The organism is Alicyclobacillus fructus (genome assembly GCF_017329605.1).
In the GTDB taxonomy this organism is placed as follows: domain Bacteria; phylum Bacillota; class Bacilli; order Alicyclobacillales; family Alicyclobacillaceae; genus Alicyclobacillus; species Alicyclobacillus fructus.
Genome location: NZ_JAFMTY010000007.1, coordinates 1 through 19,433, shown reverse-complemented (window position 1 = coordinate 19,433; position 19,433 = coordinate 1). Strand labels below are relative to the sequence as shown.

Genomic DNA, 19,433 nt, shown 5'->3' with positions numbered 1-19,433 from the left:
CCTCACCCTCCGATCCGCGCCAAGCCGTAGAGCCGATAGCCTTCGGCGTTTGCCATTTGCGGGTCCGGCACCAGATGGACGTGCGGGAACATCCGTTGCAACACGCCCTGCGCCATGCGATACCCACCGCCCGCAAGGAACACCGTGTGGATGCGCTTCAACCCATCCGCCCCCAGATGCTCTTGGATGCGCCGCGCGATGAGCTGCCCCATGCGCTCGATGTGCTTCGACCGCTCCGGTTCCACCGAGACCGTGTGCCCGCCGTAGTACACCTCGCCGCGCGCGTAGAGTTCATCGTAGAGAGGATCGGAGAGTGACGGCGTTTCTCCCGTGCGCTGACGGAAGACTCCAGCCAGCGCCAAATACAAGTCGTGCACCCCGACGTCCACAGAATCCGACAAGCGGCTCACCAGCCGCAGCTCCGGTTGCGTTTCAAACGTGACAAAGCCCGTGGTGCGCGTGCCCACGTCCACCAGCAACAGATAGCCTCCTTGCTCGATCCAGGCCGGATTGCGGAGCTCCATCGTGACCGGATCGAGCAGAGTGCCGATCATCGCGCCCATTGCCTGCGGGATCACGCGCACGCTTTGCGGCGCGACCTCCATGGTTCGATCCTGCACGGTCACTCGTCCGCGCAGGTGCAGCAGGCGCTCCTTCAACGCTTCCCGTTGCGATTCGAAGTGCGCGAGCGGCAGGCCGGTCACGACATGCAGCGGCTCTCCTTCCTGCGCCAGGAGTGCGAGCGTCACCAGCCACAGGGCCTCCGTATCCGCGTCCTCGTACTTCTTCGTTGCCAGATTGAGCGCCGTCACCCCTTCGCGCCGCGCCAGTTCCCCGACAAACACCCGCCGAGCGCCAGATGCCGTTTCGAGGTGCGCTTCATACTCCGGTGCCTGGAAGACGTCGCGCATGAGGAGATCGTGCGCATCGCACACCAAAGCCGGGAAGCGCACGAAACGCTCCCCGTTCGTGGCCTTGATCCAGCCGTACCCCAGATCCACGCCGACGATCATGCCGTTTCTCTCCTTCCCGTTTTAGGAAACACTCGTGGGAACCCACGTGTAGGTTGGTTGGGTCACATATTGCGTTTGTTGCACGTACACCGTCTGGCATTGCTGTTGGGTGACATAGTCTGTCGCTGTATAGGTCGTAATCGTCCCTATTGGGGCACAATATCCCGTCTGTGTCTGATTCGTCATGTCGCGATACGCGATGCAGCCGTTTGGATATTCACCGCTTGACCACGTGACAGGGCCGGAAAATTCCAGCGGGCCAATAACCATTGTGTTCCAGTCCATCTGATAAAACTCGATATTCTGCGTCTGATACGTAGCCACTTCCGGCACGGTGACCGTCTGACATTGTTGCTCAGGCACGGTGACCGTTTGGGGAACCTGTTCGGTGCCGGTCTGGACGTAATGCCCCGCCGTGACCGTTACCGTGTTGCTTTGGACCGTTTGTGCACTTACGACGGGCGCAAACGCCAAGCACAACGCTCCACCGATCCATGCACCGAGGACCGTCCGTTTCACGGTTCACCCCTCCCTATCTTCATGAGGACTGGATGGCATCAGGCGCGGATGCCAAACCAGCGCCGCTTGGCCTTGATCGGAGAAAACTCGAACACTTCATCCCAAAACGGCTTCATCGCCTGCACAATGCGCTTTCCGTTCAGACCCCCTCGCTTGTCGATCGTGGGGTCAAACGGAACCACGGCGCGCACCGTGTAGGGCGTCAGATACTGCCGCATGGCGCGTTCATCCGCCCGCACACGCTTGGACTTGTTCACGAAGGCTGAGACCACAGACGCATCCAGCCCCGAGAATGCGAGTTTGTCCGCATGTTCCTGGATTCTGGCTAACTGGTCGACGGCGGGGTTGACCACCAGCATGACTTTCGTGGTATACGGCAACACCGCCTGATGGATCGGGGTCCAGCCCTGCGGCATGTCAAGCAGTACCGTATCCATCTCTTCGAGGCACAGGTTCACCAGATACTCCGCATCCTCCGGGGACTGGAGCACCACCTCCGGGCTTTGCGGCGACGGGAAGATGTGAAGTCCGGACTCGTGCAATAAACACACCCCATCTCGCACGGCCTCCTCCACCGATCCGCCGCGCCAACCGCGCACATCCTCGGCATCGGCAAAGCCGAACTTTTGCGCGATGTCGCCGTTGACGTCAAGGTCAATCACCGCGACGCGCTTCCCGCGCAACGCGGCGTAATACGCGGTGTGCGCGCCGAGCGTCGAGCGCCCCGCGCCACCCTTGGGACTGTCCAGCATGAGCACGGGCACGGTGCGTCGGCGCACGACGGGCGTCGACGTGTGCCGAAGCGCTTCGACTGGATTGTGAGGCGACACAGACGGTTCGGACACGGTTGGCGTCACCGGACGCTCGACTTGAGGAGCGGCCATTGGTTGGACACTCGGTTGCGGTGGATCCTCCGACGCGGGCGGCGTAGGCACAGAGGGCGCAGGCCCCGAAGTTTTCGTCACCGTCGTCTCTGGAACAGATGACGAGTCCAGGGGCGCGCTCCTCTGCGTGCGCAGTTGCTCCTCCCAGCGCATGACCGCCGCCAGATCAAACGGCACGGTGAATTCGTGCACCGGGATCTGGGGCAACCGCTCGCGTATGGCGGCGGTCACACCCAGCCTGGCGTCCACCAAGATCCCATCCACATACCCTGTGGCCGCGTACTTCCGTAACTCGCTCATCGCTGTCATGAGCCGAATCTCCAAGATCCCCTCGCACTGCGCCAGGATCTCCTCCGCTCCGTTCGCACAAAGAAGCGCCAGCATGAGGTCCCTTCACCCCCCTTACTCATCCAAGACGAAGCCGACGGGTTCGGCTTCGCCGTCGGCCGTTTCATCGTCCATGACAAAACCCACGTGGGCTTCAGGAGCAGCTTCTTCGTGTTCTAGTGCAACTTCGAGTCGGATGTGGCGTTCGTACTGATCGATGGCAAGCCAGAGTTCCCACAAGGCCGAGGCAAACGACGCATGCTTGGCCGCCACGGGAACCCCGGTCGTCATGGCCTCATATGCCGCTGCGCCAAAATCGGGGATGACCATGTGCGCTTCCGAACCCACTTCAAGCCCGTACGGCACGCGGTTCACTACGAGCCAATACGTGTCATCGTTCAGTGCAGGAAGGGCCTTCGCGGGATCGCAATCCTGCACCAGGATCACGGCGTCCACATCGAGCTGCACCGTGGTGTCGGACGTGTCGATCACCCAGACCTCTCCGCCACCCGCCTCGATAGCGCCGAACACCATGTCTCGGTAAGGCGGCGATACCCACGTCGCCAGCGGGCTGGCACTGGAAGCGCTGAGAAGTTTCGCTTTCACTCCGCGAGACACAAGCACGTGGAACAGGTTCCAGGCCAGAAACGTCCCGCCTGCCTGTCGGCTCGACACCACCTGCACCTTGAACGGCGCGGGTGTATAGCGGACAGGCGGAGCCTCCAGATCGCGCACCATAAACGCAAGCACATGCGCCGCCGTCAGCCGATCGAGAACCGGCACCACCATCACGCGATCATCCGAAAGCCCGAGTCGCCGTGCCTTCCGGGCGATCTGCTGGGTCCCCGCCACCAGTTTCACAGGCACCCGTGCCTGCAGCGCCGCCTTGGCCGATGCCAATTGGGTCACGAGCGCCAGGTCTGCACCGTCGAAGTCGTCCACCCACTCCACCGAGGGAAGCGTGGCACGAATCCACGCTTCCGCGGCGGCGTCCCCCAATGCCAGGTACACCCGCATCAATTCACACGTCCCTTCAGCGCGCTTGACGGCAGGAAGCGCACCGTCGCTTGTTCGGGGATTTCAATGGTTTCACCTGTTTGTGGATTGCGCCCTCGACGAGCGGCACGCACCACGTAGCGAAACTTGCCAAGCGGAGGCACGGCGACATCCTCGCCCGCTCGCAGCCGCTCGGTGGCCACCTCGCAGAACGAATTCAGGGTTTGCCAGACCTGAGATTTCCTCAAACCTGTCCGGGCTGCGATTTCCGCTACCAATTCCGTCTTGTTCACAAAGACCACTCCCTTCACCTCATAGGAGCGTGGCATGCAAAACGAAAAAAGCCGCCCGAAGGCGGCGGATACGAACATTTTCATCATGTGCAGAAGGAATGAAGCAGTTTGCCACGAATAACTTCGGTATGATGATACGGATTGCAACACGAATTACTGATGATGATGATTCGGTGTGATGTCGACGATGATGAAATGGTTTATTGAAGCCATTACAGAATTATTTATATTCGCATCTGGGATAGAAAGAGAAAAGTTGTTATCCAGGATTCCCATCTCAGTCTTACAACTTATTGTTCTTACTTGCGGAACGATCCTAGCAACAGTGTCTGTACTTATTCTGAAATTATGGGGAATATTAAACGGAGTCTCATTTCCACCTACAAATATCGTCGATTTGGTCTTTTCTCTTCTTCTCTTGCTCCTCATTTCTACCCTGTATCCTATCACCGCTGTGATCGTGGGCGTGATCGCAAGAAAGTCTTTCCACGAGCACAAAACCTAAAATACCTAAATACCAAAACGTCATTAAGAAAACAAATTCAAATAGGGAAGAATTATCATAGACATGATAGGGCTTTGGGCCTATCAGAGGCAAAGGGAAAAAGTTTATAATCCGCCGCATGATGTGCACGTTGAATTCCATCCCCTCGTCGGTACCTTGTGGTAAGTTCGACACGCTTAATACCAAGTGCCTGTGATGATCCAAACGAGCGTGATAAACGCCAGCCATATCAGGGCGTATTTTTGTGTGAATCTTGCAGTCATAGGAACTGAACCTTGCTTGTGCGAAAGTCTCTGATAAAACGACCAGAGCAGCATACAGAGCGCACTTATGGTGATCATGGACCCCCACCTCTTGATGTTGGCCTCCTCATTCGATCGCAGGGTGTAAGGCAAAACGAAAAAAAGCCGCCTGAAGGCGGCTCAGTTCGTGTTCAGGTACGCGACAAATTGGTTCGTCGCACCCTGCGACAGCGTGTACGTCGTCGCAAGGGTCTGCTGATTGGACGGCCCGGCGATCGTCTGTCCTGTGGTCACATCCACAATTGACAGCGTCTGATTCGGCGCAAGGGGTGCGTTGGCCTGTGCGGTGAGCGTCACCGTCGTGTTGCCCGGCGCGGTGGAAACCGGCGTTGCCGTGAGTGTCACCGCCGTGGCGCCCTGAACCTGTACGGTTGTGGTCGTACTTTGACCATAGACGGTCGCCGTGAGCGTGTAAGTGCCCGGTGTCGTCGCCGTGAACGTCGTCGACCACTGCCCCTGCGCATTGGTCGTGACGTTGGCCGCTGCCAAGTTCCCGCCGCTTGCCTGCAACGACACAGGGATATTCGGCACGCCGCTGCCGCCAGCCGTGACCTGCCCGCTCACGGTGATGGTCTGACCGATATAGGCCGGAGACGGTGAAGCTTGGATGCTGATTTGGTACGCCTCCCACGTGATCTGCACGGGTGACGACGACTGGATCGGCGCTCCACCCGGCGTCCCAAGGTACAACACGTAGGTATGGGTTCCCGGCGTTTGTTGGCTCACACTGGCTGAGATCGTTTGTTCGCTGCCACCCGTGACCCACTGCCCCGTCGACTCGTCATAGATGCCGAGAGTATATCCGTTGGTCGATTCGCTCGCGCTCCCCGTCAACGTGGCTGTCTGCCCGACCAGAAGCTGTGTGGGATTGCCCGTGAGCGAGAGCGTCATCCCGATGACACCCGTCTCCGAAACCACCGCATTGTCCTCGTTGATGGAGACGGTGTATGCCGGGCTGTGCTGTCCCCACAGTTCATAGGCGTCACTATCCAGCGTTTGTGTGGCCTGCGAACTGCCGTGAGCTGTCAACACCCAGTATACGGCCACTCCTGCTCCTGTCATGAGAATCGCAAAGATCAGAATCAGGATGCGTGGCATCATGTTTTCCGGTCCTGCACGTCGCCAGCGCCACATCGGCTGTTCACCTCTCGTTTATGGCCGTAAAACCGCCATACTTGCTAGAATGGTGCAGACCAACCCCAAGAAAAAATACACGCCCATTGGAGCCAACTGGCGTTCTTCAGCGTTGACTTGAGGGCCTGCCAACACAGGCCACAGGGGTCGGGTTACCAAGGCCAGGAGCAGGGCGAGAAACAGGGGCACGAGCGCCAGGACGCCGAGGCCCAGCCCCATCACCCCGACCATCTCCGCATCCCCGAGCGCGTGGTCACGATCCACCATCCACCAGAGCGCACCGAGGCTCACACCACAGAGGAGCATGGTGAGCATGAACCACCAAGGGGCATGGAAGACTGCCCTGTCGATCACGAGCATCCCTAGGGTGAACACCACGAGAAACGTCTCACTCACCCGGCGGTAAAGGACGTCGGTCACAGCGCACACCGCCAAGATGCAGAGCACGGCGGCGGTGTTGAAATTTATCAGGACTAATTCAGCTCGCAAATGAGCACCACTCCAGACTGTATCGATTTCGATAGGGTACAATGATTCTCCAGTGAATATATAGTTTTTCTACAATAATTCCACGGTTTTTCATCCTTCGAACGTTTCCTTCCCTTCGACAAAAAATTGCATGCGTAGGTTGTTCTCTGGCATCTGTGTCCAAATCATTTCCATGCTCCGCTGTCGTGCTTCGTTTTTCGTGACCCACACCACGTTTCGAAAGGACTCGTCAAGTTCTGAAAGATTCGTGATGTACATTTGGTATTTGCGCCACAACTGCCTTGATGTCTCCGTGGCGTTGTCAAATTCCACCCACCAAAAGCCGTTCGATGTGCGAAGGGCCGCGTCTGGACGAATGGCTGAAGCGCGCAAATCCGTGTCTGCCGCCCCGGTCGCAAGTTTGCGCAAAAACCAGAGTTCATCGGTTGCCTCTCGTGTGTTGAACCAGCGCACATCCTCAAATCCGTGGGTGCGTAGATAGCGCATTAAAACGGCATTCAACCCCAGCGCATGATTCCACAAGGCATCCATGGTCACCGGTTTCCCGTCTATCCTCAGCATCTGGTGCACATACCGCACACCTGCTTCTGTCAGCACAAGCGCATAGCCAGTGCGGTTATGCGTCCATCCTCCACGGAGAAGCGGTTCGGAATGCGCATTTCGGACGCGACGGATATATTTCTTGAGGGTGTTTTGATTCCACCCCAAGAGAAACGAGACATCGGAGCGCAGGATCACGCCCGCGTCATACACCACACCCAACAATTTTTGTTCGGGCGGAAACTCGCTATCTCGCCACGACAAAATCAATCCAGATCCCACCTCTGCAAGAACGCCGTCACCGGGTTGCGGGGTATCTCCGGCGATTTCGGAGTTTGTGGCGGTTGTGCGGCCACAACGCTCTGCCGTGCCTGGATCCCTTTCAATACCTCGTCCGCGATGCGCTTCGCCCATGCCTCCACGTCTGCACTCAGGTGTTCAGGATCTGCTCGCTCAAGCCCTTGCCGCAGCACGGCTTCAATCGCCCGAGAACGTTGGCGCTTCGGCAGGCTTTCGAGCCACGCAATGAGCGTCGGATCCCGAATGTAGATGTGCAGCGTGTACGGTTTTGCACGCCATGATGATTCCATCTCGATTCCTTCCTCACAAATTCTCGTGGTGTAAGGCAAAAACGCCGCCCCGAAGTGGAGCGGCATTTCAGCCATACAAATCATGGGCTGTCAGTCCCCGCTGACGCTTACGTTTGGATGCTTGTGCTTTCTCGCCATCCGGCCAGTACCCGTGCTCCAGGTAGAAGTTGAGCCGCTCTTCCGCTTCATGGGCGGGGCGGCCCAATTCCTTCTGCAATTCGTAGCCAAAGGCGCGAAGTTCCTCGTACCGCTTGCGTAGCGCGGGCTTGTCGAAGAAATTCACGACTTTGGCGTTGGGCGCAAAACCTTCATACACATCCGGCGGCGGCGCTTGTGTTTCGCAGGAGTGCGCCTTGCCACCGACAATCGTGTACACCGCAGCCACGTTGTCCGGGAGCGCGCGCAGGTACTCCGGCGTGAAATGTCCTTGCGTCAAGTCCGCCATGATCCGCGCGCTGTCCGCACCCACGCGGAGCGAGAAGAAGTTCCCCAGCACGTCCTTGATCGCCTTTTTGAGTTCCCCGCTGAATTGCTCCACCGACTGCGTGATCATACCGAGCGACAGCCCAAACTTGCGCGTCTCGGCGATGATCTTGGCCATGATGTCGGTCTGCACGCGGTGACACTCATCGACCAGCAGGAAATGCGTGAGTGACGTGCTTTCTGGGCGTGTCAGCGCGATCTGGTAGTATTGCTCGATGAGCCCTCCCATGATGAGGCTCATGAGTTCCCCACTCAGCGCCTTCACGTCAATGAGCAAAATATGTCCTTCGTCCATCCACTCGCGAATCGGCAAGGCGTACTCCGGTTGCCCGAAGTAAAGGGCGGTGCTGCTCGTCACGAAGGGACGCAGGCGGCGTTCGACCGGCGCGTAGTAGTCGGGGTTTTTCGCTTGCGCCGGGAACGTCTGCTCCCAGTACGTGCGCACCAAGGGTGATTTCAGCCGGCGCAGGACTTGCAGCCGCCAGTTCTCGTCTTTCAGCATCGGGATCATGCCTGCGAGGACATGCTGCACCTCGTCGTCTTCCTTGAACGCCTGCACACACATGTCGATGATCTCGTCGATACGCGCGCCGCCCCCGTAGGCCTTGCCCAGGGTGGCCACCATGGCCTCCGTGGTCAGCACCTGAAGCAGGTTCAGCGCCACCGGATAGTCGCGGTTGGAAAACGAGATATAGTGAACCTTCCTCCACAGCGGACTGTCTTTCGGCAAGGCCGCTTGCAGACGCGACAGGAAGATGAGCGTCGTTTCCGCCGCCGGGTCTATGAGCGTGAGTCCAGGCTTGGGATTCCCAGGCGTCTGTTGCACCCAGTCGTCCAAAATCGACTGCAGCAAGAACATGAGCGTCGTCGATTTCCCGGCGCCCGTCATGCCCGTCATCAGGAAGTGGCGCGTGAATTGTGCATACGGGATGCGCACCAACCGCGAGGCTTGCGTCGGGTGACGCAGATAGCCAATGGCCACGCCTTCTGCAAATTCGTCGTCTCTCAGTGTTTTTGCGTGCTCTCGAATGATCGGCATCTGCGGCCAGGTTTCTGGAGACGGCACATGCACGAGTTGCGCCAATTCATCCGCCGACATGACAAACGGCTTCAGGGATTTCGAGGCTACGAGTTGATTTTCCGCCGCCAGATCCCGCAAGGCGCCGAGCATCCCTTGAAAGAACGGCTGCGCCCGATGCTTCTCGTCGCCCTCAAAGCGCATGGTGACGTGAAACAGGTCGCTTAACTCTTCGTACCGTTGCACGATCCCGCCAATCTGCCGCTTTTGGTGTGGAAGCACTCGCGGCTTTTGGGGTTTGGAAGTTGCCCCTTTGTTGGCGGATTTGCCCGTGAACGCCGCACCGAGTTCCGCCGCTGTATCCGCCGCGATCTTGGCCCACGGATTCGCCCCGGATTGACGCAGTTCGGGATCAAGGCGCTGATGTTCCCGCTTCACCCGCCGTAACGCCTCGCCCTCCTCCATGGGGCTGAACGCGATTTCGACTGCCGTGTTCTTGCCCATCGCCCGAAGGAGCGTCACCAGCGGATCCCGCTTGCCATCTCGCGCAAACGGCAAGAGTGCGTGTCGAGCGGTGACCTCCATCCGCACCTTCGGGTTCAGGCGGATGGTCGGTTTTCGTTCTTCTGGCACTTCGTGCAGCTCCAACGTGGGCGAAAGCGTCCCCTTCACGCCTTGCTCGCGATCTTCCGGCACGATGAGCCAGAACCAAACCTCGCCGTTTGTGTCTTTCTCGATGCGCAGGCGGAACCAAACCGGGCCTTTGTTCCGACGCTCGGCTTTTGTGCGGCGAAAATGCGAGAGACGCGCCAACCAAGCGCTGGCTTCGCGCAGGTCATACGTGTGGTGACTGCGGGGAATGAGCGCTTTGGGCTGTCCCTCGTAACGTTTGCGCTCCGCCTGCACTTTGTCCTTGTCCCGCCATACGCCATAGCCTGCGGCGGCTCCAAGCCCCACCGCCGCCACGCCCATGAGGGTGTGTTCCACATTCAGCAACGTTCACCGCCTCCTCGCCAACGCGGAAACCACATGCCCGTTTCCGTCTGGTACACCCGGTAAGTCGGAAACACGCCTGCCAGCACTTCTTCCTCCGCTCGCGCCCGCAAGACCTCCATACCCACAAACAGTAACCAAAGCCCCCACAATACCGGTCGGTTCACACCGATACAGCTTCCGAACATCCCAATGCAATACGCGAGATACAACGGATGGCGAACATAACGATAAGGTCCGCTTCGCACCACACAATGCGCCTCGGCGAGTTGCGAGAAACAGAGCCGAAGCGCAGTGAGCGCCCATACCTCAAGCAACAGCGCCAGGAGTTGCAGACTATAGGAGAGACCGAAACGCCACAAAGATTCATGAACCGGGCCGTGAACCCAAAACGCCACAACCACCGGAAACACAACGATCCCAACGGACGCCGCCCATGCCCACCAGCCGCGATGGATCTCCTTGGGACGTTGGCTCAAGTTCCAAAGGAGCATCATAGCTTCGACGACGAGTAACGCCGCAAACGGCCAAAAGGGTGGCACATGCCCCAATCGCCAAGCGTTCCAAAGAAGAACGCCTGCCGCAAACGCCTGAACACCGATGCGCAACATCATGCACTCCCCCCGGTGACGCTGACCGTCATTGGCACCTGAAAATCCGTGGTGAACGCTCCGCCGAAGATCGCCTGGGTCGCTTCCTGGATCCACGGCACATGGAACGTACCGCTTACGGTGACGGTGACTTCTTCGTTGTTCACGGTGGCGTTCTCTTGAAGGTTGTCAAACAGGTTGGACAGATGTTCACTTTGTGCGCTGGCTTCAAACTGTTGCTGCGCAGCTTGTACAGGATCCCCGACGGTCTGCAGTGTCGTCGTGAAATAGCCCTGTACCCCCGATGAGTTGACCACTTCCTGTTGAATCTGCGACTGCGCTGACCACGCTGCCGCCTCCGCTGCGGCGCGCAACTCGAAATATCCAGCCACTGTGGCCCCGAACGTCATCATGACCGTCAAGAGCAGCAACCCGATCGTGGTATAGACCAGCCCTTTGAACAGTTCGGCTACGGCCAAGAGAGTTCGCCTCCTCAACTGGAGGTGAAGTACGCTTCGTTGACATCTGAGGCGGTGACGGACATCGGGATCGTCGCTGGGAAACTGTTCGGTGCACCAATCGCCGCCAACAGATCCGGAAACAAAAACGGCGCATCGTATTGCACCGTCACTTGTGCCTCGGGTGTCGACACATCCGCGCTCACTTCCGTGGACGAAGCGCTCCATAGGGTTTGCCCGTTGTAAGTAAGCGGCAACCCCGAGGCTTGCAGCGTGTCTTCAACCGCTTGCTCCGCCGCAGACGCATCTCCGGTAATCGCCGCCACCCGTGCGCCGTTCTCCGCAGCCGTCACGAGGATGCTCCGGACGTGAATCAAGGACGTGAAGGTCAGAATCAGACCCAGGATCACCAACCCGCCCCCCGTGGTCACCAGTCCTGCGAACAACGTACTGACGCCCGTACCGCCTCGTAACCATCTCATGCGCGCTCACCTCCAGACCCGCCGTCCAAAAACTCCGTTCCTCCAAAAAAAGGGTGAGCGCATGGTCACGCCCACCCTTCGCCACTTCACGATCCCGTGCTTCCCGACGTCGAGCTGAAGTTCGGCAGCGTGAAGTTGCCGTTCCCCGAGTAACCGGCCGAATAGCCGCCCGAAGACGCCGTCCCCGAGCTTTGCGTGATCGAGTTCAGCGCGTTCTCCCCAGAGGACTTGGCGGCGTTGAATCCGTGGAAGAGCAACACCCCAAGCACCGTGAACAGAGCGATCGTAAGCAGGATCCCGAAGATCATGAAGAGGGTTCGATTCAAGTTCGACTGTTCGGGGCCTGCCTTTCGCCAGCGCAGCAAGTGCGAACGTACCCGTGTGGTCATGTTCACAGATTCCCCTTTCGTCGGTTTACGAACCAAACATCGCCATAAACGCCTTCAACGCCGCAGGAACAACGCCGTGCTGCAGCGTGTTCGACAACAACAGAGCCGTACCGGTCGCCATGCCGACCCCGGCGATCATCCAGAAGATGCTCACCAGGTTAATCGTGCTGCCCGTCCCGGCTCGACGCCCACGCCAAAACGTGGGGCTGCGAATCACGCAACTGAGGAGGCGTTGCATGAGACTTCACACTCCCTTCCGAGGGCATTAAAAAACCCTCCTATCCCTAGGAGGGGGGTCATGCAAAAACGAACTCAAAACGCGATCCCGACGCCAAAACCACTCGCGAAGAGTTTCATCGCGTACGACAGGACCGCGAAGAAGATATAGCCGAAGACCGGAATCCCCATCCCCAACGTGGAGATGAGGCCAATCTTCGCAATCGCCGAATTGTGGAGATGTTCGGCCTCCGCATCACGGATGCGTTCCTCGATTTCAAGCGACGTCAGCATCATGTCCACAAGCGGCGCGTGATACCGTGTCGCTTGCGACAAAAGCTGCGCGAACTGCGTAGCCTCCGGCAAGCGCAGGCGCTCCGCCATGGTCATAAACGCTTCCACTACCGTCTCCACACGCATCGAGACGTTTTCCATACCCTCCGCCGCGCCGATCGCGATGCACACGTCACGAAGATACGGCTTCAACGGATAATTCGCGACCGATTCCGCTGCCAGAATCCCGCGTTCGATCGGCGCGCCCGCCTCCGTGAGCAGCGCAATCAACAGACGCGCTTGACGCAACTGCTTCTTCAGCAGAAGCCGTGCACGCTTATATAGGCGACTCAGATACACGTAGGGTAGAAAAAACGCGAACGCCGCGAATGGAAAAGCCCAGTAGAGGCCGAGGAGCAGAAACAACGCCAACACCAGCACCGGCATGGCGAAGGACACGCGATACGCAAGGTCCGCCCACTCGGGATGTCCGATCTCTCGCGCGAAAAACACCAAGTTTTGATGCAGGCTTTCGAGAAACCCTTGCTTGGGCTTCGGACGCCGAAACGTACCGTGCACGGACTGACGGAACAGGCGCTCCTGTTCCTGATCGGCGAGGTACGTCCCGACCACGCCGATGAGCACCGCAAGGGCCATCAGCACACCGAGCGCATACGCCATCGACTATCCCTTCTTTCCCGTCGCAATGTTTTGCACGAACGCCCAGTCCTGCGCGAGCAACCACTCCGCGAGATGGGGATCGAATTCAACGCCCTTCTTTTGGTCGATCTCGCGCTTGACCTGCTCCGGCGGCCACCCCTCTTTGTAGGGCCTCGCCTCCAACAGCGCATCCAGCACGTCCACCAGTTTGACCACCCGCGCCACCAGCGGGATCTCTTCGCCCGCCGCGCCCGTGGGGTAGCCGGTACCGTCCCAGTTTTCATGATGATGGAGTGCGACTTCCTTTGCCCACTGCCAGCTTTTCTCGTCATACAGCCAAGCGTTCTCCTGTTGAATATAGCTTTCGACCTCTTCCAACACGTCGCGCCCCTTTTGGGTGTGCGTCTGCACCAGCTTGTACTCTTCCGGGGTCAGCTTGGCGGGCTTATACAGGATTTCGCGCGGGATCGCCGACTTCCCGACATCGTGGACATAGGCAGCCAGGGTAATGCGGGACACATCGGGCTGCTCCCAGCGTAGTGCCTCTTCGGCGATCCAGATCGTGTATCGTTCGACTCGCGACAAATGGTTTAGCAGTTCAGGGTCCCCGTACTCCGCTGCAAACGCGAGACCGCGAAAGAGCGCCGATTGGTAGGCGAGCTTCACCTGGATGGTGTCTTGCTCGAACACATGCGCGAGATACACTTGCGTGTGCGTGTCGTGAGGGATGGAAAATGCATGGAGCAGCGCCCGATCGCCATTCCTGCGCCGAACCCAGAGCGTGTGAAGGCCCGCTTCCGTGATCTGCGGATGCAAAAAGGCGCTCGGCACCCCCCTTATCTCGTCGGGCGCAAAGTCCAAGAGTTCGTCCAGGTTGCCTCGAACCGCTGCAATCGCGCCGTCCTGCCCGATCTCAAGCTCCACCATGGGCGCTGTCCCCCCACACGATCTCGCCACCGCCGCGATGTTTGCCGTGATAGAGATGCAAATCGGCGTGCGCCAGCAGTTGTTCCAAGGTCTCCCCGTGCTTGGGAAAGCACGCCGTGCCAAATGTAATGTCGAGGCCATACTGTTCGAGCGGCAAGCGCGCTTTGAGTTGCCTCAACCGATCCACCATGCCTTCATGACACGCGCACGCTTCAAAGATGAGTACAAACTCGTCCCCGCCCAGTCGAGCCAAGACATCCGACGCACGCTTCTCTGCTTGGAGCGCTTGCGCAATCGCGCACAGCGCCTCGTCACCCTTCGCATGGCCTTGGGTGTCGTTCAGGCGCTTGAACTTGTCAAAGTCCATGAGCACCAGCACAAATTCGAGGTTGTTGTACCGCCGTTGCCGACGTTTAAACCATTCTTGCAGCCCCTTGCGGTTCAAGCATCCCGTCAATGGGTCGTGCGTGGCTTCCTGCTTCAAGCGTTCGTGGTCGTGAAGAAGACTGTCCGCCGCCAAGGCAAATTCAACGGCCTGCTCCTCTTCCGGTGTCGGGTCCCCGCGAAAGTAGACTCGATAGAGGCCATCCGCACAGGGGAGCTCGCGGACACGAAGCAGGGATTTCCATGCCGGCGACCCCGTGGTCACGCCGCGCTCAAACACCCCGTCTGGCGTTTCGACCTCCACGCCGAATGCCCGCATATCGAGCCAAAACTGCATGTGCGCGTCGCGCCAGGATGCACCTTGGGCGAGGCGCTGAAGAAAACGGACATAGGCTTCTTGCATGCTCCTCACACTCCTGCGTGAACGGGATTCCCAGGGGGCGTCACCACACCCGCCGAGATCCCCGGATCAAGGCCTGCGATGTCGCTCGATACTTGAAACGGCTCCGTGGCGTTGAGAAACCCCACAATGTCCCCAGCGCTCACCGGCCCGATGGCCTGATTCTCCGCAAGATCCCACTTCATCACCTGATCCGAGGACGCTCGGATCATCACGCTGCTTCCGTTGGGAAGGGGAAGCGTGATCGTGGCCACTTGATTGCTGGGATCGACAGTCCACGTCACTTCCCCGTCAGCCGGCGCGATGATCGGCAGCGACGGCAACCATTGAGCGACGAGTGCGGAGTTCTTGTCCTCCTGCTTGGCCTGCACCGTCCATCCTCCCGTCGAAGACGGCGTAAAGGTGAGTTTGGCGTCGCCGAACAGCCAGTATCCGCTGTGATCAGGCAGTTGGACAGGCGGCGTGTCCAGCACATAGGCCGCCGTCATGCGCATGAGCGCGTTGATGTAATCCTGCACCGCCGCCTTGTCACTCGAACCATAGTAATGCGCACTGGCGTTCGGCCAACTCCCATACATGAGATAGAGCACGTGAAGGTATTTCGCCCCAGCATTCAGCGCATCATCGGGGTCGTAGGGCGAAGCGTAAGGCGCACACCCCTGATCTCCGTTGGCCGCGCATTGTTCGTCCAAAGCCAGGAGTTCCTGGGGTTGAAGCGCCGCTTCGGCGGGCGTGCCGATCGGCGCTTCGAGATGGTCTGCGTCCACGCCGAGTCCCCCGTATTTCTGGATGCGAAGCGCGTCGGTGTCCGGCTCATCGATCTGCACATACGGGTCTTCCCACCCACTCCAGGTCTCCGGCTCAAACTGCATGAGCCCCATGGCGTGACTGCCGTCATAGTCCGCATAGGCGTTCGGTTCCCACGACGATTCGTGGAGTGCCGTCGCGGCGATGTACTGCATCGGCACCTGGTAAGTTTCACTGGCCTGTTGCACGTAGGAAACAAACGGCGTCGGGATCCCGTCTGCCGGAGATACGTCCGTGGGAATTTGGCCGTTCCATGACGTGGGTACCGCGGTGTTGAGTGCATTGCCGCCTGCGAGCACCGCCACAAAGAGGAGCAGGAAAAACAAGCCTGGGATGCTCACAAGAAACATCGCCAGAAGGAGAAGAAGCGGCCAGCGGCGGCGAGCGAGATGCAGCCCCATCCGCAGTCCGATTCTCCCCAGGATCGCCGTCAAGTCCTCTCTTCCTCCTTACCCCAGAATGGCTCGCCAGAACGTTGTGTTTTCCACGTAACCCGGCTGCAAATACCAGCGTCCATCGTGCGGGACGAACACGTCTGGGAAGCCTCGGATCGCATTCGCAAGCGCGGTCCCTGGCATCGCGTACAGGACCCGTTCAGGCATCGGCACACCCAAGGCGGCGAACGCTTGTTGGACCTTTTGTTGGGCCTCAGCCAGCGTGAAAGGCATCGGAAGTTGCAACATGGTCCCATTCTGTGTCATCGGATATTCGTATCGCTCGAACCCCGCGGCAACCCATGTGGCTTGATTCAAAAGTCCTTCCTGCTTCAAGGTCTGGGCCAGCTCGTGGCAATACTTGCACCACGGCGCGAAAACAATGACGGGCCGATCAAGCGGAAGAACCACGGTCTGGCCGGATGCCGTTTCGACTCGCGCCGTCTCAAGCACTTGCAGCATCGAGCTTGGAACAGTCGATAATCCGTGCCATGTCTCTGAACCCAAGACGGCGTGTGGCGACGGGAGCACGTTGACCCCCGTCACTTCCCTGGACGAAGCAGGATGCGATGAAATTCCTGTTGTAACGTCAGACGGTTTGGATACGCTTGTCGCCGTACCGCAGCCCGTCACGAGCAAGGCTGCCATCCCTATCCCAAGCCACATCACTTTGCGATTCACGGTTTCGCCCCCTCAAAGAATGCCAACCAGTCATGCACTTGCGAGGCAGGCAAGATCCCCGGCACGACTTCCCAGCCGTTCGCCACGCGGTGATAGGCGATGGGGACAGGCAGAGACGTATCCTCGTACAACGTGACAGCGCTCGGCAACGGATCACCTGCATAGCCTGCCTGTTTCCACACACGCTCCGTTTGCGCTTGCGTCAGTCCCACCCACACGACGGCGGGCTTGTCGTGCAGTTGCGACCACACGCTCTGAAATTGTGGGATCGCATAGGCCGTCAACGCGCTGATGACCAGCACATTCTTGGTCCCGTTCGGCACCGTGACTGGGAGCGACGTCACATGTTCCAAACGGCTCGCATAGGGCTTCAGATGCTGCATGATTTGCACAGGCAGGGCTTTGGTAGGCACTGGAACTTCTTTAACCGGTGGAATTTTGTAATTCGACGAGACTGTGTTGGAAGCGTGCGTCCCCACGCTCGGTCCCGGAACCGATTGAGTCGGCGAAGGCGCCGTGGACGCCGTGGTTTGGGTCGCGTGGGTTCCACACCCCGTTAACGCGAGACTCCCCAGCACGGCCATCGTGACAATCAACGTTCCGTTCTTCAACGTGCATCCTCCTCGAAACATGTTCTCCTCATACGAAAAGCGGGGTGTCAGGCAAACGCGCTGCGGTTATCGATCCAGCCGCGTGACCTTGCGCCCCGACACCTCGTACACCCCGGGCCGAAGCCCCGAGATCCGGCGCCCGCTCGGCCAGCGAAAGCGACGCGCGCGCTGAAAGGCCACCTGGCGCCGCCCGATTCTCACATCCACATGCACGTCGTTGGTGAATGTCCACGGTTCCGCGAAGCGTGTCCGCACTCGCGTCGGCAAGAGCAAATCCCCGCGCGTCCACCACACCCGCGCCTGAGCGCGAAAGGCGGTACGCTTCCCGCGACGCCAGACGAGCATGCGGTGCTTTCGCACAAACCCGTCGCTCACGTGACTGCGAAACGGGTACGCCACAAATCCGTAGAGATACTTGACCAGCGATTTGCCGTCAGGATCCAGTTTCCGTGCCAACCACGTGAAACCCACCGCGCTGAGGGTGACGACCAACCAGTGATTCATGAACAGGTTGAACAGACGGTACGGTGTGAAGATGTCCAGGAAGAAAAACAGGATCCAAGCAAGCGCAAACGTGAACGCATCATCCCAGTACAGTCGAAAACCCAGGCGGATCCGTCGGTCGATGTTTGTCACGACCGCTTTCTGTCGGAAGAGCTTCTGATAGGTTCGAGGCACCGCGTATCCCTCCCCGACGGGGAGAAATCTCCCCGCCGTGTTGGTCATCTCGTCAAGCCGCCGATCTTCTGGACAAACCACGTGATAATGAAGAAGAACATCGTCGGATCCACCAGAAACAACACGCTAATCATCCCGAACACCACAGCCACCAGAATGTTGCTGTGATCGCCCTTGAAGTAATGTCGGGAGATTCGCCAGATCATGGCCGCCAAGATGATCACCGCAAGGACGGAAAAGATGGGCTCTAAGAATTGCCACAGGGGATTGCTGGTGATGTCGGAAAGCGTCGTTCCCGTTCCGTTCATGGGAAAGCCTCCTTTACTGAAGATGCAAAAAGCGGCATACGGCTCCGAACCACGGCCAGGTGCCCCATCCCACCACGCGCCGAGCATCGGGCAAGACCTCTCCTGCCGCGTGCTGGATTTCAAGTGGCGCGTGAAGGAACAAGTACGCGAGAGCAAACAGCACGGCAAACGCGGTCAATGCCACGCGAATGACGGTTTCGCCTGTGCTCTCGACCTCAATCGCAAGCCAGGGCACCGGCGGTTTCACCCACCAGGGCAGCGGATAGAAAAGCTGCACGCCGCGCGGGTTCACGAGATCGATCACCCAGTGGCTCACCCAGCCCACCCAGATCCCCGTGGCCAGCCAGTCGGGGATGCGAAGCCCCAGGCCGAACAGCACGAGGTACAGGAGCGCCGAGACCAGCAGGCTATGGGTCAGCGTGCGGTGGCGCACGAACATCGACACCACCGAAGCGCCCGGAATGTGTCGAGAGATCCAGGACTCAGGCTGATCGATGTCCGGTACAGGCGCTACGGCGTAAGCCACGGCAGCCGTGGCAGCGGCCTGCCACGTGATCGGTGCGTGTTCAGATGCGAGCATCACCTCCGTCAGGGCCACCGCGAACACTGCGTGAGTCGTATGAATCAAAAAGCCACCCCCTCTCTTATGAGAAGCGGGGTGGCATGCAAAAAAAGCCTTAGTGCTGAAGCAGCTCCTCCGTTTGCAGGCCAAGCAGTTCCAACAGCTTTGCCTTGCCTCGGGCGTTATACCTGAACGTTGACACCTGCTTGTCGCTATACGGCGATTTGTCTAAGACGTATTCGCCGTACTCTGGCGTTTTGATCCCGTATTGATTCGCAATCCGCCCCACGAGATTTGCGCTGACACCAGCCTCTTCTGCGATCTCTGTCGCGGAGTACAGACGTTCCTTGGCAGGCGGCTGCAACAACTCGCGCCCCGCCGCAATGTTTGGTGTTAGGTTAAAACAGTGGACACGGCGAATCGAGAATGTAAGAATAAGTCGATTCGAGGTGAGCCACGTGACACAAAAGTACGACAACGACTTTAA

General features: G+C 58.9%; 25 protein-coding genes and 1 pseudogene. All 26 read right to left on the bottom strand.

Annotation, left to right across the window (positions count from 1 at the left end):
- Positions 1 to 2: 2 nt before the first annotated feature.
- Positions 3 to 1,013: a ParM/StbA family protein gene (locus tag J3481_RS04915; protein WP_206830160.1), complete on the bottom strand. Its 1,011-nt coding sequence runs from the start codon at positions 1,011 to 1,013 to the stop codon at positions 3 to 5.
- A gap of 21 nt (positions 1,014 to 1,034) precedes the next feature.
- Positions 1,035 to 1,532 (bottom strand): hypothetical protein, encoded by a 498-nt coding sequence (locus J3481_RS04910; RefSeq protein ID WP_206830159.1) that lies wholly within the window; start codon positions 1,530 to 1,532, stop codon positions 1,035 to 1,037.
- 38 nt (positions 1,533 to 1,570) lie between these two features.
- Entirely contained in the window at positions 1,571 to 2,800 is a 1,230-nt protein-coding gene (locus tag J3481_RS04905; RefSeq protein ID WP_206830158.1) for an AAA family ATPase, read from the bottom strand.
- Positions 2,801 to 2,818: 18 nt separating this feature from the next.
- Entirely contained in the window at positions 2,819 to 3,760 is a 942-nt protein-coding gene (locus tag J3481_RS04900) for a hypothetical protein (protein WP_206830157.1), read from the bottom strand.
- Positions 3,760 to 4,032, bottom strand: a complete 273-nt coding sequence (locus tag J3481_RS04895) for an HU family DNA-binding protein (protein WP_206830156.1) — start codon at positions 4,030 to 4,032, stop codon at positions 3,760 to 3,762. Before J3481_RS04895 ends, J3481_RS04900 begins: the two co-directional genes overlap by 1 nt.
- Positions 4,033 to 4,402: 370 nt before the next feature.
- Positions 4,403 to 4,888 carry a hypothetical protein gene (locus J3481_RS04890; protein WP_206830155.1) on the bottom strand — a complete coding sequence of 162 codons (486 nt, stop codon included), beginning with the start codon at positions 4,886 to 4,888 and terminating at the stop codon, positions 4,403 to 4,405.
- 71 nt (positions 4,889 to 4,959) lie between these two features.
- Complete coding sequence (locus J3481_RS04885) at positions 4,960 to 5,940, bottom strand: Ig-like domain-containing protein (protein ID WP_236011218.1); 981 nt, start codon at positions 5,938 to 5,940, stop codon at positions 4,960 to 4,962.
- Positions 5,941 to 5,991: 51 nt separating this feature from the next.
- The gene (locus J3481_RS04880; protein ID WP_206830153.1) at positions 5,992 to 6,462 is read right to left on the bottom strand and encodes a hypothetical protein; all 471 of its coding nucleotides are present in this window, start codon (positions 6,460 to 6,462) and stop codon (positions 5,992 to 5,994) included.
- Between the two features lie 90 nt (positions 6,463 to 6,552).
- A complete protein-coding gene (locus tag J3481_RS04875; RefSeq protein WP_206830152.1) occupies positions 6,553 to 7,272 on the bottom strand; it encodes a replication-relaxation family protein in 720 nt (239 codons plus the stop codon).
- The gene (locus J3481_RS04870; protein WP_236011217.1) at positions 7,269 to 7,592 is read right to left on the bottom strand and encodes a hypothetical protein; all 324 of its coding nucleotides are present in this window, start codon (positions 7,590 to 7,592) and stop codon (positions 7,269 to 7,271) included. The genes J3481_RS04875 and J3481_RS04870 overlap by 4 nt, the downstream gene beginning before the upstream one ends.
- 67 nt (positions 7,593 to 7,659) lie before the next feature.
- Positions 7,660 to 10,080, bottom strand: a complete 2,421-nt coding sequence (locus J3481_RS04865) for an ATP-binding protein (RefSeq protein ID WP_328702017.1) — start codon at positions 10,078 to 10,080, stop codon at positions 7,660 to 7,662.
- A gap of 2 nt (positions 10,081 to 10,082) precedes the next feature.
- Positions 10,083 to 10,697 carry a methyltransferase family protein gene (locus tag J3481_RS04860; RefSeq protein ID WP_236011216.1) on the bottom strand — a complete coding sequence of 205 codons (615 nt, stop codon included), beginning with the start codon at positions 10,695 to 10,697 and terminating at the stop codon, positions 10,083 to 10,085.
- On the bottom strand, positions 10,697 to 11,155 hold the full coding sequence (locus tag J3481_RS04855) for a hypothetical protein (protein ID WP_206830149.1): 459 nt from the start codon (positions 11,153 to 11,155) through the stop codon (positions 10,697 to 10,699). Before J3481_RS04855 ends, J3481_RS04860 begins: the two co-directional genes overlap by 1 nt.
- Before the next feature lie 14 nt (positions 11,156 to 11,169).
- The gene (locus J3481_RS04850) at positions 11,170 to 11,616 is read right to left on the bottom strand and encodes a hypothetical protein (protein WP_236011215.1); all 447 of its coding nucleotides are present in this window, start codon (positions 11,614 to 11,616) and stop codon (positions 11,170 to 11,172) included.
- Between the two features lie 86 nt (positions 11,617 to 11,702).
- The gene (locus tag J3481_RS04845; protein ID WP_236011214.1) at positions 11,703 to 12,005 is read right to left on the bottom strand and encodes a hypothetical protein; all 303 of its coding nucleotides are present in this window, start codon (positions 12,003 to 12,005) and stop codon (positions 11,703 to 11,705) included.
- 25 nt (positions 12,006 to 12,030) lie between these two features.
- On the bottom strand, positions 12,031 to 12,243 hold the full coding sequence (locus J3481_RS04840) for a hypothetical protein (protein ID WP_041695373.1): 213 nt from the start codon (positions 12,241 to 12,243) through the stop codon (positions 12,031 to 12,033).
- 74 nt (positions 12,244 to 12,317) lie between these two features.
- Positions 12,318 to 13,175, bottom strand: coding sequence for a type II secretion system F family protein (locus J3481_RS04835; RefSeq protein ID WP_206830148.1), 858 nt, complete (start codon positions 13,173 to 13,175; stop codon positions 12,318 to 12,320).
- Between the two features lie 3 nt (positions 13,176 to 13,178).
- Positions 13,179 to 14,081 (bottom strand): HD-GYP domain-containing protein, encoded by a 903-nt coding sequence (locus J3481_RS04830; protein WP_236011212.1) that lies wholly within the window; start codon positions 14,079 to 14,081, stop codon positions 13,179 to 13,181.
- On the bottom strand, positions 14,068 to 14,868 hold the full coding sequence (locus J3481_RS04825; protein WP_206830147.1) for a GGDEF domain-containing protein: 801 nt from the start codon (positions 14,866 to 14,868) through the stop codon (positions 14,068 to 14,070). Before J3481_RS04825 ends, J3481_RS04830 begins: the two co-directional genes overlap by 14 nt.
- A 5-nt stretch (positions 14,869 to 14,873) precedes the next feature.
- Positions 14,874 to 16,106, bottom strand: coding sequence for a transglycosylase SLT domain-containing protein (locus J3481_RS04820; protein WP_236011210.1), 1,233 nt, complete (start codon positions 16,104 to 16,106; stop codon positions 14,874 to 14,876).
- Between the two features lie 15 nt (positions 16,107 to 16,121).
- Positions 16,122 to 16,787 carry a hypothetical protein gene (locus J3481_RS04815; protein WP_206830146.1) on the bottom strand — a complete coding sequence of 222 codons (666 nt, stop codon included), beginning with the start codon at positions 16,785 to 16,787 and terminating at the stop codon, positions 16,122 to 16,124.
- A complete protein-coding gene (locus tag J3481_RS04810; RefSeq protein ID WP_236011208.1) occupies positions 16,784 to 17,398 on the bottom strand; it encodes a hypothetical protein in 615 nt (204 codons plus the stop codon). The genes J3481_RS04815 and J3481_RS04810 overlap by 4 nt, the downstream gene beginning before the upstream one ends.
- A 66-nt stretch (positions 17,399 to 17,464) precedes the next feature.
- A complete protein-coding gene (locus J3481_RS04805; RefSeq protein ID WP_206830145.1) occupies positions 17,465 to 18,076 on the bottom strand; it encodes a TcpE family conjugal transfer membrane protein in 612 nt (203 codons plus the stop codon).
- A 44-nt stretch (positions 18,077 to 18,120) separates the two neighbouring features.
- The gene (locus J3481_RS04800) at positions 18,121 to 18,384 is read right to left on the bottom strand and encodes a TcpD family membrane protein (RefSeq protein ID WP_206830144.1); all 264 of its coding nucleotides are present in this window, start codon (positions 18,382 to 18,384) and stop codon (positions 18,121 to 18,123) included.
- A 13-nt stretch (positions 18,385 to 18,397) separates the two neighbouring features.
- Positions 18,398 to 19,012: a metal-dependent hydrolase gene (locus J3481_RS04795; protein ID WP_236011205.1), complete on the bottom strand. Its 615-nt coding sequence runs from the start codon at positions 19,010 to 19,012 to the stop codon at positions 18,398 to 18,400.
- A gap of 49 nt (positions 19,013 to 19,061) precedes the next feature.
- A pseudogene (locus J3481_RS04790) lies at positions 19,062 to 19,433 on the bottom strand (hypothetical protein); the annotation flags it as partial.

What these genes read in the sequence shown, in the direction of transcription:
- J3481_RS04905 (WP_206830158.1), bottom strand. Translation starts at nt 2,800, where the DNA reads ATGCTGGCGCTTCTTTGTGCGAACGGAGCGGAGGAGATCCTGGCGCAG.
- J3481_RS04835 (WP_206830148.1), bottom strand. Translation starts at nt 13,175, where the DNA reads ATGGCGTATGCGCTCGGTGTGCTGATGGCCCTTGCGGTGCTCATCGGC.
- J3481_RS04840 (WP_041695373.1), bottom strand. Translation starts at nt 12,243, where the DNA reads ATGCAACGCCTCCTCAGTTGCGTGATTCGCAGCCCCACGTTTTGGCGT.
- J3481_RS04885 (WP_236011218.1), bottom strand. Translation starts at nt 5,940, where the DNA reads ATGATGCCACGCATCCTGATTCTGATCTTTGCGATTCTCATGACAGGA.
- J3481_RS04830 (WP_236011212.1), bottom strand. Translation starts at nt 14,081, where the DNA reads ATGGTGGAGCTTGAGATCGGGCAGGACGGCGCGATTGCAGCGGTTCGA.
- J3481_RS04870 (WP_236011217.1), bottom strand. Translation starts at nt 7,592, where the DNA reads ATGGAATCATCATGGCGTGCAAAACCGTACACGCTGCACATCTACATT.
- J3481_RS04825 (WP_206830147.1), bottom strand. Translation starts at nt 14,868, where the DNA reads ATGCAAGAAGCCTATGTCCGTTTTCTTCAGCGCCTCGCCCAAGGTGCA.
- J3481_RS04900 (WP_206830157.1), bottom strand. Translation starts at nt 3,760, where the DNA reads ATGCGGGTGTACCTGGCATTGGGGGACGCCGCCGCGGAAGCGTGGATT.
- J3481_RS04860 (WP_236011216.1), bottom strand. Translation starts at nt 10,697, where the DNA reads ATGTTGCGCATCGGTGTTCAGGCGTTTGCGGCAGGCGTTCTTCTTTGG.
- J3481_RS04915 (WP_206830160.1), bottom strand. Translation starts at nt 1,013, where the DNA reads ATGATCGTCGGCGTGGATCTGGGGTACGGCTGGATCAAGGCCACGAAC.
- J3481_RS04850 (WP_236011215.1), bottom strand. Translation starts at nt 11,616, where the DNA reads ATGAGATGGTTACGAGGCGGTACGGGCGTCAGTACGTTGTTCGCAGGA.
- J3481_RS04845 (WP_236011214.1), bottom strand. Translation starts at nt 12,005, where the DNA reads ATGACCACACGGGTACGTTCGCACTTGCTGCGCTGGCGAAAGGCAGGC.
- J3481_RS04800 (WP_206830144.1), bottom strand. Translation starts at nt 18,384, where the DNA reads ATGAACGGAACGGGAACGACGCTTTCCGACATCACCAGCAATCCCCTG.